Genomic DNA, 15,256 nt, shown 5'->3' with positions numbered 1-15,256 from the left:
GCCAAGACTTGTCCTGGCCAGAAGGCGTCAGCGTCGCTCCACGATCACAGGCGTCAGCGCCAGGGCCTGGCGCATGCGCTCGGCGGCAGAGCGGGCGTCCTCTCGATTGGCGTAGGGCCCGGCCTGCAGGCGGTGGATCTGGGCCTCCTTGAAGATGGCCAGCAGGGGAGCCATCCAATCCAGCTCCTGGCTCAGCTTCTGACGGAAGGCCTCGGCGCCGTCCATGCGGCTGAAGGCCCCCAACTGGACCCAAAAGCCCTTGCTGGCAGCCTTGGGCGCCGCCCCGCCTTCGGCAATGGGCGGGCTGGCGGCCTCGGTCTGCGCTCGCCCGCTCACGGGAGGGGTCAGGTCTTGCGGCAAGGTGCTGCCCGCCAGGTCGCGCCCCCCAGCGGGCACGGCCGCAGCAGGCACGACCGCGGCAGGCACGGGCGCAAGCGGCGGATCCCTAGGAACGCTGGAGCGCCCCTCGGCGGCCTGAGCCAGGCGCTTGCCCTCGTCACGGCGTTGCCACGCGCCGGTGCGGATGTCCTCGTAGGTGATGCGTTGCACCTCCACAGGGCTGACGCCGCGCAGGATGTCCAGCTTCAGGGCGGCGGTATAGCTGAGGTCCACGACGCGGCCAGGATGGAAAGGGCCGCGGTCGTTGATGCGCACGATGACCTCCCGCCCGTTGGCCGGATTGCGCACCCGGGCGTAGCTCGGGATGGGCATGGTGGCGTGCGCCGCCGTCATCGCGTACATGTTGTAGAGCTCGCCGCTGGACGTGGGGCGCCCGTGGAACTTGCGGCCGTACCAGGAGGCCAGGCCGCGCTCGGTGAGCGGGGCGTCCTCTGTCATGGGCTCGTAGCGCTGGCCCAGGGCTTCGTATGGCTTGTTGGGCCCGCCCTTGCGTATGGCTTCCAGGCGCGGTTCCGCATCAGGTACCTGCATCAGGTTGGGCGGCACCTGGGCCTCGGCGCCGTCGCGATCGGAGGCGGGTGGCCTCATGGGCGGGCTGCTCGTCGAGGGCAAGGGGGCGCGGCTGGCGCAGCCGCCCAGAATGGCCAGGGTGGCCAGCAGCACGGGCCTGGCGCCGCGGCGAAGGGCGGGAAGTGCAGGGAGCATTCTTGACATGGCGCAACCCTAAACGATGCCGCGGGCGCCGCCAAGGCTTTCGCCGACCCGCGCCGCGCCCTTGTATGCTGCGGGCTTCATCGCAGAGGCCTTGCTTCATGAACAGTGCCTACATCTTCACCCCTCCGGAGCAGCCCAGCGCTGCGGTACGTGGCACCGATCGGCGCTATGCCGTCTCGCGCATCTTCTGCGTGGGCCGCAACTACGCCGCACATGCCCGCGAGATGGGCGGCGACCCCAGCCGCGAACCGCCCTTCTACTTCACCAAGCCCGCCTCGGCCCTGGTGCCCAGCGGCGCCACCGTGCCCTACCCCCCCGGCACCCATGACTATCACTACGAGATGGAACTGGTGATCGCCCTCGGCGCGCCGGTGTTCCGGGTGAGCCCCGAGGTCGCGCGCGCGGCCATCTGGGGCTTTGCGCCCGGCCTGGACATGACCCGCCGTGACCTGCAGGCCGAAGCCAAGAAGGCCGGCCGGCCCTGGGACGTGGCCAAGGGCTTCGAGCAATCCGCCGTGCTTGGCGAGCTGGTGCGCACGGCCGAGTGCGGGGCCATGGACAGCGGCGCCATCACGCTCTCGGTCAATGACGTGCAGAAGCAGCGCGGTGACCTCGCCGACATGATCTGGGACGTGGCCGAGATCGTCGCCAACCTCTCTCAGCTCTATCACCTGAAGCCGGGCGACCTCATCTATACCGGCACGCCCGACGGCGTGGGTCCCGTACTGCCAGGTGACCGCCTGCTGGGAGAGATCGCCGGCCTCGGCCCCATCGCCCTGACAATCGGCCCCGCCGAATGACGACGGGCGCTGCCACGCCCTGCCAGCCTCCCCTGCACTGCCATGTTTGACCACGACGAAACCCTGCAAGAAGCGCGTGAGCGCAATATCCGCGATGCCCTGTTCGAGGACATCGGCCGCTGCGACTGGACGGCCCGGCTGGTGCCGGCCGGGCGCCGTGTCAAGGCCCATGTGCGGGTCCGGGAAGACGCCGTGCTGTGCGGCCGCGACTGGTTCGAGGGTGTGTTCAAGACCCTGGACCCTGACAGCCGCATCGACTGGTGCTACGAGGAAGGCGCGCGCATGCAGGCCGACACCCTGGTGTGCCACATCGTGGCGGACGGCCGCGCCTTGCTCAGCGCCGAGCGCCCAGCCCTGAACTTCCTTCAGCTGCTCTCTGCCACGGCCACGCTGACCCGCCAGCACGTGGACGCCATCGCCGGTGCCAGCCCCCATGCCCGCGGCTGTGCGGTGCTGGACACCCGCAAGACCGTGCCGGGCCTGCGCCTGGCGCAGAAGTACGCGGTGCGGGTCGGCGGCGGGGCCAACCAGCGCCTGGCCCTCTACCACGGCATCCTGATCAAGGAGAACCACATCGCAGCCGCGGGTGGCGTGGACGCGGCGCTGCGAGCCGCCCAGGCCCTGCAGGCCGGCGTGGACATCCAGATTGAGGTCGAGTCCATCGCCGAGCTGCGCGAGGCCCTGGACGCCGGCGCCACCAGCGTGCTGCTGGACAACTTCAGCGAGGCCATGATGCGCGAGGCCGTGGCGCTGAACGCCGGGCGCGCCCTGCTGGAGGTCTCCGGCGGCGTGGCCCTGGATCAGCTGCGCTGGATCGCGGCAACGGGCGTGGACCGCATCTCCATCGGCCGCCTGACCAAAGACGTAAAAGCCGTGGACTATTCCATGCGTGTCGAGGGCCCCGTCGATACCCAGGCCTGACAAACCGGGGCCTGCGTACACTCCCGGGGCTGAACCGCCGGGCCCAGGAGCCTCGGCACCGAGGGAGTGACATGGATCCACGTTTCAAACCCAGGCCAAAACTGTGGCCCGCCGGACTGCTGGTCCGGGTGCAGGCCTTCTGCATCGACGCGCTGCTGCTGGTCCTGCTGGGAGCCCCCATCCTGTGGGTGAGCCAGCACCGCCTGGTCAGCCGGCTGGACGACCTCAGCCCGAGCGGCCTCTTCGTCAACTGGCTGATGCCGGCGCTGTACTTTGTCGGCTTCTGGACCTGGCAGGGCGCCAGCTTCGGCATGTTGTTCAGCGGCATCCGGGTGGTCGATTTCTATTCCGGCGAGACCCCCACGCTGAAGCAGACCCTGTTGCGCTGGGGCGGCGCCATCGTCTCCCTGCTGCCTCTGGGCCTGGGCCTGTGGTGGTCGGCCGTCGACGCCAGGGGCCAGAGCTGGCATGACCGCCTGGCCGGCACCCAGGTGGTCTGGCGGCGTGCACGCGCGCAGGGCGAGCCGGAGGAACTGGGCTATCTGCTGCGGCACTGGCGCGGCGAGCATGGCCTGGCGCAGAGCTTCTGGGTCAACAACGTGCTGCTGGCCACGCCGCTGGCCATGGTGATCACGGGGCTGATGAGCTGGATAGGCGCCAAGGGTGAGCACCTCCAGGCCAGCGCCATCGCCGTGATGATCGGCTGGCCCCTGATGCTGGCCATGGATACCTGGTGCATCGTGGGTGCCTGGCGCTCCGCAGGCAATTACCTGCACCACGGGGGATCGGCCCTGTGGGGCATTGGCGCCCGCCTGCTGATGGGCCTGGGGATGCTGCAGGTCGCCGCCTCACTGCTGGTGGGCTTCCTGCCCCAGGTGGGCGAGTACTGGCAGATGGCGCGCGGCATCGATCCCATCGGCCGTACCGAGTTCCACCTGGCCGAGGACGGCAGCAGCGTGCGCATGGAAGGTCCCATCGGCATGGGCGACGCCACGCGCCTGGACGCACTGATGAAAGCCCAACCCCGGCTGCAGCGCTTCGAACTGCAGTCCCCCGGAGGCCGGCTGCATGAGGCCGAGCGCATGGCCGAGATGATCGCGGGCCGCTCAGGCGCCAGCGCCTGGGTGGTCGAGCACTGCGAGAGCGCCTGCACCATTCTCTTCCTGGCCGCGCCCTCTCGGCAGCTGATGCCGGAGGCTCGCCTGGGCTTCCATCGCGCGTCCACCGGCACCTACAACCCGGTCTTCGACGAGCTGGCCAACCAGGAACTGGAGAAGACCTACCGCAAGCTCAACCTGCCGGACTACTTCATCACGCGCACCCTGAAGACGCCCTCACGCAGCATGTGGTACCCCAGCATGGACGAGCTGATCAGCCACGCGCTGATCCCCGAGCCGCCCAAGACCCTGGACATCTTCCTGCCGCCAGGCGCCGACAGCCCGCTGAAGGCCTATGTGGAGGCCCTGCGAGCCAACCCGGCCTGGTATGCGCTGGAGGGCCGCTTCAGCGGCAGCATCGATCTGGCTGCCCAGCGCATGCAGGCGGCCCGCCAGGCTCGCCTGCCCGACGATGCGGTGCAGGCTGCGGGCTTCATGGTGGCCGCCGAGCAGATGGGCGCCCTGGTCCATGAGTTGCAGCCCGTGCTGCGCCACCAGCTCGTCCGCCAGGTCGAAGCGCAGCTGAGGGCCGCCAAGGCCAAGAGCCCTGAGGCCTGCCAGGGACTGCTGGGCGGGCAGCTCATCCTGCGCCGCCTGCTGCCCCTGGAGCTGCATGTCAGTGACAGCCACTGGATGCAGGAGGCCGCAAATTCGCCCAGAGGCCGGCGCAGTTCGCCCGTCCCCACGCCTGTCGAGCTGGAGGTCGTGCGCCGCCGCCTGGGACCGCTGGCGCCGGGCATGCTGGCCCACTGGTGGGGAGCCCAGCCCGGCGTGCCGGCCGCACCGCGCTGCGATCAGGTGCTGCAGATCCTGGACCAGCTGGGGCGCCTGCCGGTGCAGCAGCGGGAGCTGGCAGAGCGACTGATGTTCCAGCGCCCCGCCTGAGCGGATCTGCAGGGGCCGGCGGCGCCGGCATCCTGGCCATGGCGCGCCTCACGCGGCACGGCTAGACTGGCCACCAGCCTTGCGCGTCACCGCTGCCGTGCGCCGCGCGCCTGGCCCGCTTTGCCAGGGAGAGCCGCATGCATTCGCTTTTGCAAGGGGACCCGCTGAACATCGCCATCGGCAGGTGCCGCCAGGCACGGTGGCCGTGCTGGCCGGGGAGCACCTGAGATGCAGGCCTCCGCCCCACAGGCCGGCGCGGGGGCGCTCTCCTTGAGCGACGCCGCCCTGGACCAGCTCTTCGCCAGTGACTTGCCCGTGGGCCTGGCGGTGCTCGATGGCGAGCTGCGCTATCGCCGCATCAACCACATGCTGTCCGCCTTCAACGGCGTGCCGCCGGAGCAGGCGCTGGGTCGCAGCGTGAGCGAGGTTCTGCCCGAGGCATGGCCGCAGCTGGAGCCCCTGTTGCGCCGCGTGCTGGAGGCCGGTGAGCCTTTGCTGGGCTTCGAGGTGTTGCTGGAAGTCCCGAGCCGCCCCGGCGAGCTTTCGCAATGGGAAGCCAGCTACCTGCCCATCCCCGACGGGGCTGGCAACGTGCAGGGCGTGCTCGTGCAGGCCGTCAACATGAGCCTCCAGCAGGATGCCGAGCGGCAGCTGCGTACCAGCGCAGCGCGGCTGCGGCGAGTGCTGGACAGCCTGTTCGCCTTCGTCGGCGTGCTGGACGTCAACGGCATCGTGCTCGAAGCCAACCGTGCGCCGCTGGAGGCGGCCGGCATCAGCTTCGAGGAGGTCCACGGCCGCCCCTTCTGGGAGGCCTACTGGTGGAGCTACGACCCCGCGATGCAGCACTGGCTGCGCGAGGCAGTGCGCATCGCCGCCCAGGGTCAGGTCGTGCGCCAGGACGTGGTGGTGCGCGTGCGGGACGATGCGCGGATCACCATCGATTTCATGCTGGCGCCCATGCTGGACGATGAGGGACGGGTGCAGCACCTCGTGCCCTCGGGCATCGACGTCTCCGACCGTGTGGCCGGGGAGCGTGCGCTGCGCGCGAGCGAGGCCCGCTTTCGCAGCGTCTTCGAGGCCGCCCCCGACGGCATGACCCTGGTCGACGAGCAGGGGCGCATGCTGCTGGCCAATCGCGCCATGGGCCGGCTGTTTGGCAGCGAGGCCGGCGAGCTGCTGGGCAGCCGCATCGACCGCCTGGTTCCCGCCGCCGACCGTCCGGCCCATGCCGATCACATCCGCTCCTACTTCGCCGACGCCCAGCCCCGCCTCATGGGCAAGCGCAAGCGCCTGCAGGGCCTGCGCGCCGACGGCAGCCTCTTCAACATCGAGGTGGGACTGAACCCCATCCCGGGCAGCGAGCCGCCTGAGGTGCTGGCCACTGTGGTCGACATCGACGACCGTCTGGCCGCCCAGGCACAGCTGGAGCGCGCCCTGAAGGAAAAGACTGCCCTGCTGAACGAGGTGCACCACCGCGTGAAGAACAATCTGCAGATCGTCTCCAGCCTGCTGCGCCTGCAGTCGCGTCATGTGGACGAGCCAGTGCGGGCCGTGCTGCGAGAGAGCCAGAGCCGGGTGAAGGCCATGGCCCTCACCCACCAGCTGCTGTATGAGCGCAGCGACTTCTCCGCGCTGGAACTGGGCCCCTACCTGCATCGCCTGGCCGCGCTGCTGCGCGAAGCCTATATGGAGCCCGGCAAAGACATCGCCATGCAGCTGGACCTGCCGGGCGAAGGGCTCAGCATCAGCCTGCAGGCGGCCGTGCCTTGTGGCCTCATCGTCAACGAGCTGGTCACCAATGCGCTCAAGCATGCCTTCACGCAGCGCAGCCAGGGCCTGATCCGCGTCCGGGCTGCGCGCGATGCGCAGGGCTGGTTCGAGATCGAAGTCGCCGACGACGGCCTCGGCATGAAGGCCCTGCCCGACCATGACCAATGCGCGACCCTGGGCTACCAGCTCATCCCCCTCCTGGCCGACCAGCTGGAAGCGCGCCTGGCCCTGGTGGAGGGCCCCGGGACCTGCATACGCATTCAGTTCAGACAACCAGGGAGCGCGGCATGAGCCCTGCCACAGAACACACCGACGTGCGCATCCAGATCGTCGAGGACGAGCGCATCGTGGCACTGGACCTCAAGCAGGACCTGGAAGCGATGGGCTACCGCGTCTGCGGGGTCGCGGCCTCGGAGAGCCATGCGCTGGAACTGGCCCGGCGCGAACCGCCGGATCTGGTGCTCATGGACATCAACCTGGGTGCCGGCGGCGACGGCACGCGGGCTGCCAAGCGCCTGATGGACGAGTACCGGGTGCCCGTGGTCTACCTGACCGCCTACGCGGAACCCGAAACCCTCAAGCGTGCCGGCCTGACCGCGCCCTACGGCTATCTGCTCAAGCCCTTCGAGCTGCGCGAGCTCAACGCCACCATCCACATGGCCCTGGCGCGGCGCAGGGTCGAGCGCCAGGCCGAACGCGCCGAGCAGCGCTACCGGCTCGCCCTGGATGCCGGCCAGTTGGGCGTGCTGGAGTTCGGCGCCAGTGGCAACGAGCTCGAGCTCCATGGCCACGCCACACCGCTGTTCGAGCGGGGACCGCCGCCCAGCCTGACACGCGAGGGCTTCATGGCGCGGCTGGATGCCGTGTCCCAGGCCCGGCTGGGCAGCCTGCGCTCGCAACCCGGACAGGACCTGCATGCCCTGGCTCGCTGGCAGCTGGGACCGGAGCACCAGCTCTGGCTGGAGATCCATGCCCGACATTTCGTGGAGGAGGCCCGCATCATCGGGGTGTTCCGTGACGTCAGCAGCCAGGTGGACTCCGAGGCGCAGCTGAGGCAGGCCGCGGTGGTGTTCGAGTCGGCAGCCGACGCCATCGTGATCCTGGACGTGGAGGGCCGGCTGCGTGCGGTGAACCCGGCCTTCTGCAAGCTGACCGGCTGGCAGGCCAGCGAGGTGCTGGGGGCGCGCCTGACGGACATCCTCCATGCCCAGCGCCAGACCGACCTGCTCCTGCACGCCCCCCACCAGCAGGCCGAAGCCCGGCATGGCGAGGTGCTGTGCAAGCGCCGCGACGGCAGCCAGTTCCCGGCCTGGGAGCACGTGGCGCCGGTGTTCGGCACCGACGGCCGCCTGAGCCACCAGGTGCTGAGCTTCACCGACATCTCCGCCTTGCGCCGCGCCGAGACGCAGATCCAGCACCTGGCCTTCCATGATGCCCTGACCGGCCTGGGCAATCGCCATCGCATGGACTTCTGCCTCAAGCAGTTCATCGCGGCCAGCGATGCCAAGGCGGAAGGCGGAGGCTTCGCCCTGTGCTTCCTGGATCTGGACGGCTTCAAGACCATCAACGACACCCTGGGCCACCATCGCGGCGACGAGCTGCTGGTCACCGTCGCGCAGCGCCTGTGCGCCTGCCTGCGGCGCTCGGACATCGCCATCCGGCTGGGTGGCGACGAATTCGTCATCCTGCTGAATCAGCTGACGCAGCGGGAGGCCCTGCTCACCCTGGCCGACAAGCTGCTCACGGCGGTCCGCGAGCCCGTCCTGCTGGACGGTACCGAGCCGGTCTCGGTATCAGCCAGCCTTGGCCTGGCGCTGTTCCCGGAGCACGCCAGCACGGCCGACGAGCTGGTCAAGGCCGCGGACACCGCGATGTACGCCGCCAAGTCCGCCGGCCGCAACCGCTGCGAGATCTACGACAGCCAGTTGGCCGCGCGCGCCGTCGAGCGCCTGCAGATCGAGCAGGGCCTGCGCCGCGCCCGCGTCGGCGAACAGCTGCAGCTGCACTGGCAGCCCATCGTCGAGATGGCCAGCGGCCGGGTGATAGGCGCCGAGGCCTTGCTGCGCTGGCAGCATCCGGAGTACGGCCCCATCAGCCCAGAGCGCTTCATCCCCATTGCCGAGGAGAGCGGGCTGATCGAGGACATCGGCCGCGCGGTGCTGCAGGAAGCCTGCCGCCAGGGCCGGGCCTGGCTGGATGCCGGCCTGCGGCTGGAGCGCGTCGCCGTCAACGTCTCGGCGCGCCAGCTGCAGCGCGAGGGCTTTGCGGACGGCGTTCGCCAAGCGCTGCTGCAGCAAGCCTTCCCTGCCGAGCGCCTTGAGCTGGAGCTGACCGAGAGCGCCCTGCAGACAGTGGACAGCGGTCAACGCCTGCTGGGCGAGCTACGCCGCCTGGGCGTGAGGCTGGCCATCGACGACTTCGGCACCGGCTTTTCCTCGCTGTCCATGCTGAAGTACTTTCCGCTGGACCGCCTCAAGATCGATCGCAGCTTCGTGCGCGACCTGGAGACGGACCCCAACGACCAGGCCATCACGCGCGCCATCGTCGCCCTGGCCCGGGCCCTGGGCTTGGCGCTGACAGCCGAGGGCGTGGAGACCGAGGCGCAGCGCCAGGCGCTGCAGGCGCTGGGGGTGGAGGAAGCCCAGGGCTGGCTGTTCTGCAAGGCGGTGCCGGCCCATGAGTTCGCCTTGCGGCAGGTGCAGGCCGAGCTGGCACGACATCTGCACTGAGCAGCGCCCCGTGTTAACCCGCAGAACTGCCGCCCCCTGGGCCGGCGCAAGCCAGCCTTGGATCGGCCCGAGGGCCGCTCTGCTCTGTGCAAAACACCTCGTTGCCGCGAATTAGGCAGCTCGGTCCATCGCTTCTGCGCGCTTTCCCTCAGACGCCCTGCGGCCGGCTTGCATAGCATGCGAGTGCGCTGACGGGAGTGTCGTTCTCCGCCCAAGGGGACGGCGATGCAGAAGCGATTCATAGAACGTCGAAGGGATTCCATGTTGAACACCAAGCCTGCCCGCCCGGCCCGCTCATTCACGGCCGCCCTGCTGGGTCTGGCCCTGGCTGCCCCCGGGCTGCTCCAGGCCCAGAGTCTCAGCATCGGGGCCATCCTGCCGGAGTCATGGCCCAGCGCCAGCCAGGCTGAGGACATGCGCGACGGCATGACCCTGGCCCTCAAGACCACCTCGCTGCAGCCCGCGCCACGACTCGTCGTCAAGGACAGCGGCTGCGACGCCAAGAAGGCGCAGGCAGCGGCGCAGTCCTTCGTCGGGGCCAAGGTGGACCTGGTCATTGGTGGCTTCTGCGTGCTGGGCGAGGTGCCCTCTACGCTCAAGTCGGCCAATGTGCCCATGGTGTCGGCCAACGCCGAACGGTTGAAGAGCCATGACGGCCTGCTGCAGCTGGGCCGCGTGGGCGCTGGCGTGGCCGAAGACATCGCTGCCAAGCTGCGCTCCCAGACCGGACTGCGCGTCACCGCCGCCAGCGCCTGCTGGATCGACTTCGAGACGCCGGTCTCTGACAAGTACGATGCGGGCCTGTGCCCGGCCCTGAGCGTAGACAAGGCCCGCTGGGGCGAAGTGGCCGCTGCTTTTGAGGCGGCATTCCGCAAGCCCTTCAGCGTGTCGGCGGCCCGGGGCCACGCCGCGATGGAGGTGGCGCTGGCCTACCTCAAGCGCCAGCGCAACGCCTCGCGCGCGGCAGCGGCCAGCGAGGCGCTGGGGCAGCGCACGGTGCTCGGCCAACCCCTGGCCAAGGACAGCATCGTCCCGGAGGACGCACTGCAGCTGAGTTTTGCCAGCCGCCAAGTCAAGGCCGGCAGCCGTGACGCCCAGGTCATGGACCAATTGGTCAAGGCCAAGAGCTGTGACTGCAAGGCCGGCCCCGACTGCGGCAAGGGCTCGCCCTGGGCCGGCATGCCGTTCACGGTCGTACCTCCCGGCAGCAAGCCCACGGCCTGTCCGCAGATGCTGGCCAGCCGCTGAACGTCGCCAGCGCCCTCGCTGCCGCCTCCTTCCCCGCGGCGGCGGCTTCAATCCGGACGCCTTGCCTGGGCCTGCAGCAGCGGTTCCGGAGCGCTGCGAGGAACGACGCTGGCGTGATCACCGGTGCCACGCAGACAGGCCAGCGGCCAGCCGCGCGTACTGGGCCGGCTAGGTGGGGGCTGCGGCCGACTGAAGCGGTGCCGGCTGCCGATGCGGCGTCTCGCCGACGCCCCGGGATGCCGGATGCGGACGCTGATGAGGATTCGGCTGCAGGCGTGCCGGCCGGGCCATGGGAGGCCGCGATGAGCTCGCCTCCGGTGGCTGCAAGCCGACCGCAGCCGCCCGGCGATCACTGACCAGCCACCAGGACCCGGCCAGCAGGGCTGCCAGCGACACCAGCGCCAGCATGGGCCACCCCCAGAGGCGGCCGGATGATTGCGTATCAAACATGGCGGGACTCCAGACTTGAGGAAGTCGAGCATGGCAAGCCGTTTGCCCGGCCGCACCCCCAACTTTTGTGATGCCAGCGCCTCATGCTCACAGATCCCGGTGACGAAAACTGGAGTACCTGGCCTGCCGGGGCCCCAAGCTGCCAAGGCTGGCAGGCTTCTCTGTGGTGCCGGCACAGCAGCGAGGCTGCGTGGGCTCAGTCGCGGGCGCCCCGCACCTGGCGCCGCACCAGGGCCGTTGCGAGGCCGGTCAGCGCTGCGATCAGGGCCAGCATGATCCAGAAACCCTGGGCGTGGTCTGCCAGCGGAATGCCGCCCACATTCATGCCCAGCAGGCCGGAGACCAGATTGATGGGCAAGGCCAGCACCGTGACCACGGTCAGGGTGAAGAGGCTGCGGTTGTTCTCCTCGGCCTGTCGAGCCGTCGTCTCGTCCTGCATCAGCTTGATGCGCTCCTGGAGTGCCGCAGCGTCACGCAGCACCAGGGCGAACTCTTCGCTGGCGCGCTGCAGCTGGGCCTGGTCCTCGCCCGTGGCCCAGGCTGGCGGATGCGCAAGGGTGCGGGCCAGGGCACTGGGCTCGGGCGCCAGCAGGCGCTGCAGCCGCACCAGCACCCGGCGCAGGTGCGCCACCTCACCGGCATGGCGACCGTGGTGGCCCTTGAGCAGCTCGTCCTCGATGTCGTCGATGCGATCGGCCGTGCGGCGGACGATCACCTGCAACTCGTCCGCCTGGTCCTGCAGCAGGTGGTCCAGCAGGGCCAGCGGCGAGCGCAGGCCTTCGCCGCGCTTGACAGCCATGCGCAGCCTGTCCACCGAGCGCAGGGGCTGGCGGCGTGCCGTCAGTACACAGCCGGGCCGCACATGCACCCACAGCGTGGCGATGTCGTCAGGGTCGAAGCTGAAGTCGAAGGTGACGTCGTTGACCACGGCGAACAGCGTCTCGCCCATGCGCTCGATGCGGGTGGCGCGCGAGCCCTGCTGCATGGCCGCCAGCAGGTCCTCGTCCAGCACGCCTGCCCGACGCAGCGTCTCCAGGGCGCCGGCATGGCTGAGGTTCACATGCAGCCAGACAAAGCCCGGCGGCGCCCGCTTCAGTGCTTCCGGGGTAGGCACCTGGAGCAGTGCGCTGGCCTGGCCCTGGGCATCGAAGCGATAGGCGCAGATCAGGCCCTGCTCGCTGGCGCCGTAGGAGGGCGGCAATGCAGGGGCAGGTGCGTGCGACGGGTTCTCGTTCGGCATGGTGGGCGCTCGGCGGACCGGCCAGCCTAGCGCCATGCCGTGTCCGGACCATGACAGGCCGGGCGCATGGCCATCCCCGACATCCTTGCCGACAGCAGCACAGCACATCCCCTCGCCAGCGCAGGCCCGCCGCCCACGGGAGCCGCCGCCTCGGGCTTGAAGTCGTGCCAGGGCGAAGGCCCGCTTGCCGGCTCGCGGGCCAGCCTCATCCCAGCCAAGCCCGCGCCGCCCATTGGTACAGCGGAATGCCCAGCAGCAGGTTGAACGGAAAGGTCACGCCCAGCGACAAGCCGATGTAGACCGCCGGCCGCGCCTCCGGCACCGCGTGGCGCAGCACGGCCGGCACGGCGATGTAGGAAGCGCTGGCGGCCAGCACCGCCAGCAGCGTGGCATCCGAGATGGGCAGGTCCGCCAGACGGGCCAGCAGCAGCGCCAGGGCCGCATGCAGCAGCGGAGCGCCCAGGGCATAGGCGAACAGCGAGGCCGGCAGCGTGCGCAAGCCGGGCAGCTGACGTGCAGTGAGCAGGCCCATGTCGAGCAGGAAGAAGGCCAGCAGGCCCTTGAAGATCTCGCCGGTAAAGGGCTTCATGGCCGTGGCGCCGACAGGGCCGGTGATCCAGCCAATGGCCAGGGCGCCGAGCAGCAGCAGCGTGCCACCTTCTGTCAGCGCCTCACGCCAGTGGCCGCCGCCGACGCTGGCGGCCACCGGGGCGCTACCGCCCAGGGCCAGCGCGTCCCCGCCGACAGGCACGGCCGCGCCGACGCCGGCCGCCGCACGGGCCCGCTGGCTCAGCATCAGCGCCAGGATGATGGCAGGCGATTCCATCAATGCCATGGCCGCGGCCATGTGGCCACCGGCCGGAGCCCCCTGCACTTCAAGCAGGTGGTTCGCGGTAACGAAGGTGACGGCGCTGACGCTGCCATAGGTGGCCGCCACGGCCAGGGCGTCGTAGGGTGGCAGCCAGCGGCGCAGCAGCGGCAGGTCCAGCAGCGGCACCAGCACGGCCAGCAGCACCGCACAGCCGAGGCCGGTGACGACGACGGTGTTCAGGCCCGTCTGGTGCAGGGCAAAGCCACCCTTCAGCCCGAGGGCCATCAGCAGGTACAGCGAGAGGAAGCGCGACAGCGGCGCGGGTACCTCGAGGTTGGAGCGCAGCACCCCGGCCAGCAGGCCGAGGACGAAGAACAGAAGGGCGGGATCAAGCAGGGCATTCATGAGGCCCGGATGCTAGAGAACTGACGCAATCATGGAAAATCAATTGTTCTGATGCCTTCCATCGGGTTTTATCGATGCATGCCACCTTCCGCCAGCTCAAGCTGCTGCTCGCCCTGGCCGAGACCGGTTCAATCACCGGGGCGGCGCGGGCCTGCCACGTGACCCAGCCCACGGTTTCCATGCAGCTCAAGGAGCTGTCAGAGGCGGCGGGACTGCCGCTGTACGAGCAGTTCGGCAAGCGCCTCCAGCTCACAGAGGCCGGCGAGGCAGTCCTGGCCACCGCCCGCGCCCTGCAGTCCGAATGGGAGGCCCTGGAGCAGCGTCTGGCCGGCCTGCGCGGCCTGCAGCACGGGCGCCTGCGCATCGCCCTGGCCAGCACGGCCAAGTACTTCGTGCCCCGCATGCTGGGCACCTTCTGCGCCCAGCACCCCCAGGTAGACATCGCCCTGCAGGTGCTCAACCGCGACGGCGTGCTGCAGCGCATGCGGGCCCACCAGGATGATCTCTACATCCTCTCCATCCCGCCGCGGGGCCTGCCCCACGAGCGCGCCCATCTGCTGGACAACCCACTGGTTCCCATCGCGCCGCTGGCGCACCCGCTCGCCGGGCGCGCGCGCGTGCGGCCGCAGCGACTGCAGGACGAGCCCTTCATCCTGCGCGAGGCCGGTTCCGGCACGCGGCTTGCGGGTGACGCCCATTTCGAGCGACTGAGCCTGAGCCCGCGCGTAAGGCTGGAACTGGGCAGCAACGAGGCTGTGAAGCAGTCGGTGGCGGCGGGCATGGGACTGGGACTGGTGTCCCGCCATGCCCTGGCGGCCGATCCAGCCAGCGAGGGATTGGCCGTGCTGCGCGTGGACCATTTCCCGGTGCGCTCAGCCTGGTCGGTGATGTGGCTGCCGGGCCAGCGACTGAGTCCGCTGGCGCAGGCCTTTCTGCATCATCTGCAGGGCCTCGCGGGCAGGTGGGAAGTCCACTCCTGAGGCCGTGCCGCCCGGGCAATGCCCAAGCCCGTGCAGGGGCAAAGCCTGGCGTCTAGCATCCGCGCCAGTGACTGAAGGAGGTCCTCATGCATTCGCTGTTCCGCGCCCTGCTGATCCTGCCGGCCCTGTGCGTTGCCGGCCTGGCCGTGGCGGCAGAGGCCCCGCTGCCCACCGTGCCGCAGGTGGACCTGGCCCGCTACGCCGGTCGCTGGTACGAGATCGCGCTGCTGCCCAACCGCTTCCAGCGCCAGTGCGTGTCAGACACGCAGGCCAGCTACCGCCAGGACGGCGATCGCATCGAGGTACTCAACCGCTGCCGGATGGCCGACGGCCGCATCGATGACATCCGCGGCCATGCCAAGGTGGTGCCGGACGCCGGCAACGCCAAGCTGCGCGTCACCTTCTTCTGGCCCTTCTACGGCGACTACTGGATCCTCGCGCTGGACGAGGACTACACGGAGGTGCTCGTGGGCGCTCCGAACCGCCGCTATGCATGGATCCTCGCGCGCGATCCGCAGCTGCCCGATGCGCGCATCGAAGCCCTGCTGGCGCGTGCAGCCGCACTGGGCTTCGACCGCAGCGCCTTCCAGCGCACGCCGCAGCCCGCCGCTGCCGAGCGCCCCTGAGCAGCGTGGAAAGCCCCGGACATTCCGCCGCACACGCGGGATGCCGCCCTTGACCCTTGACGCGCGTCCCGGTTGCTTGCCTGGGCCAAAACAGGGAGCGGCCGGCGGAGCAGTCCTGCCA

The 15,256-nt window shown here is 69.9% G+C and carries 11 protein-coding genes; 8 read left to right on the top strand and 3 right to left on the bottom strand.

Annotated features, from left to right (window positions below):
- Positions 1 to 27: 27 nt before the first annotated feature.
- Positions 28 to 1,113 carry a septal ring lytic transglycosylase RlpA family protein gene (locus ACS5PK_RS03045; RefSeq protein WP_439438804.1) on the bottom strand — a complete coding sequence of 362 codons (1,086 nt, stop codon included), beginning with the start codon at positions 1,111 to 1,113 and terminating at the stop codon, positions 28 to 30.
- Between the two features lie 98 nt (positions 1,114 to 1,211).
- On the opposite strand from ACS5PK_RS03045, the gene ACS5PK_RS03040 reads away from it, so the two are divergent.
- The 6 genes from ACS5PK_RS03040 (at position 1,212) to ACS5PK_RS03015 (ending at position 10,623) form a co-directional block, all read left to right on the top strand.
- Entirely contained in the window at positions 1,212 to 1,913 is a 702-nt protein-coding gene (locus tag ACS5PK_RS03040) for a fumarylacetoacetate hydrolase family protein (protein ID WP_439438803.1), read from the top strand.
- 42 nt (positions 1,914 to 1,955) lie between these two features.
- Positions 1,956 to 2,834, top strand: coding sequence for a carboxylating nicotinate-nucleotide diphosphorylase (gene nadC / locus ACS5PK_RS03035; RefSeq protein WP_439438802.1), 879 nt, complete (start codon positions 1,956 to 1,958; stop codon positions 2,832 to 2,834).
- 71 nt (positions 2,835 to 2,905) lie between these two features.
- Complete coding sequence (locus ACS5PK_RS03030; protein WP_439438801.1) at positions 2,906 to 4,876, top strand: RDD family protein; 1,971 nt, start codon at positions 2,906 to 2,908, stop codon at positions 4,874 to 4,876.
- A gap of 228 nt (positions 4,877 to 5,104) precedes the next feature.
- Complete coding sequence (locus ACS5PK_RS03025; protein ID WP_439438800.1) at positions 5,105 to 6,937, top strand: PAS domain S-box protein; 1,833 nt, start codon at positions 5,105 to 5,107, stop codon at positions 6,935 to 6,937.
- Positions 6,934 to 9,375, top strand: coding sequence for a two-component system response regulator (locus tag ACS5PK_RS03020; protein ID WP_439438799.1), 2,442 nt, complete (start codon positions 6,934 to 6,936; stop codon positions 9,373 to 9,375). Before ACS5PK_RS03025 ends, ACS5PK_RS03020 begins: the two co-directional genes overlap by 4 nt.
- 261 nt (positions 9,376 to 9,636) lie before the next feature.
- Positions 9,637 to 10,623, top strand: coding sequence for a hypothetical protein (locus ACS5PK_RS03015; RefSeq protein ID WP_439438798.1), 987 nt, complete (start codon positions 9,637 to 9,639; stop codon positions 10,621 to 10,623).
- A gap of 646 nt (positions 10,624 to 11,269) precedes the next feature.
- On the opposite strand, the gene ACS5PK_RS03010 is transcribed toward ACS5PK_RS03015, so the two are convergent.
- Positions 11,270 to 12,313 carry a transporter gene (locus tag ACS5PK_RS03010; protein ID WP_439438797.1) on the bottom strand — a complete coding sequence of 348 codons (1,044 nt, stop codon included), beginning with the start codon at positions 12,311 to 12,313 and terminating at the stop codon, positions 11,270 to 11,272.
- 205 nt (positions 12,314 to 12,518) lie between these two features.
- Positions 12,519 to 13,529 carry a sodium-dependent bicarbonate transport family permease gene (locus ACS5PK_RS03005; RefSeq protein ID WP_439438796.1) on the bottom strand — a complete coding sequence of 337 codons (1,011 nt, stop codon included), beginning with the start codon at positions 13,527 to 13,529 and terminating at the stop codon, positions 12,519 to 12,521.
- Between the two features lie 74 nt (positions 13,530 to 13,603).
- Here ACS5PK_RS03005 and ACS5PK_RS03000 point away from each other — a divergent pair, with 74 nt between their 5' ends.
- A complete protein-coding gene (locus ACS5PK_RS03000; protein WP_439438795.1) occupies positions 13,604 to 14,509 on the top strand; it encodes a LysR family transcriptional regulator in 906 nt (301 codons plus the stop codon).
- A gap of 86 nt (positions 14,510 to 14,595) precedes the next feature.
- Positions 14,596 to 15,135, top strand: a complete 540-nt coding sequence (locus ACS5PK_RS02995) for a lipocalin family protein (RefSeq protein WP_439438794.1) — start codon at positions 14,596 to 14,598, stop codon at positions 15,133 to 15,135.
- The last annotated feature ends 121 nt before the right edge of the window (positions 15,136 to 15,256 follow it).

This window comes from Roseateles sp. DB2 (assembly GCF_051857535.1).
Lineage (GTDB): Bacteria > Pseudomonadota > Gammaproteobacteria > Burkholderiales > Burkholderiaceae_C > Roseateles_B.
Note: the sequence above shows the minus strand (reverse complement) of the source record. Positions and strands in the feature narration are given on the sequence as shown.

Coding starts and splice junctions, on each gene's coding strand:
- nadC (WP_439438802.1), top strand. CDS start 1,956: ATGTTTGACCACGACGAAACCCTGCAAGAAGCGCGTGAGCGCAATATC.
- ACS5PK_RS03010 (WP_439438797.1), bottom strand. CDS start 12,313: ATGCCGAACGAGAACCCGTCGCACGCACCTGCCCCTGCATTGCCGCCC.
- ACS5PK_RS03020 (WP_439438799.1), top strand. CDS start 6,934: ATGAGCCCTGCCACAGAACACACCGACGTGCGCATCCAGATCGTCGAG.
- ACS5PK_RS02995 (WP_439438794.1), top strand. CDS start 14,596: ATGCATTCGCTGTTCCGCGCCCTGCTGATCCTGCCGGCCCTGTGCGTT.
- ACS5PK_RS03030 (WP_439438801.1), top strand. CDS start 2,906: ATGGATCCACGTTTCAAACCCAGGCCAAAACTGTGGCCCGCCGGACTG.
- ACS5PK_RS03005 (WP_439438796.1), bottom strand. CDS start 13,529: ATGAATGCCCTGCTTGATCCCGCCCTTCTGTTCTTCGTCCTCGGCCTG.
- ACS5PK_RS03045 (WP_439438804.1), bottom strand. CDS start 1,113: ATGTCAAGAATGCTCCCTGCACTTCCCGCCCTTCGCCGCGGCGCCAGG.
- ACS5PK_RS03015 (WP_439438798.1), top strand. CDS start 9,637: ATGTTGAACACCAAGCCTGCCCGCCCGGCCCGCTCATTCACGGCCGCC.
- ACS5PK_RS03040 (WP_439438803.1), top strand. CDS start 1,212: ATGAACAGTGCCTACATCTTCACCCCTCCGGAGCAGCCCAGCGCTGCG.
- ACS5PK_RS03000 (WP_439438795.1), top strand. CDS start 13,604: ATGCATGCCACCTTCCGCCAGCTCAAGCTGCTGCTCGCCCTGGCCGAG.
- ACS5PK_RS03025 (WP_439438800.1), top strand. CDS start 5,105: ATGCAGGCCTCCGCCCCACAGGCCGGCGCGGGGGCGCTCTCCTTGAGC.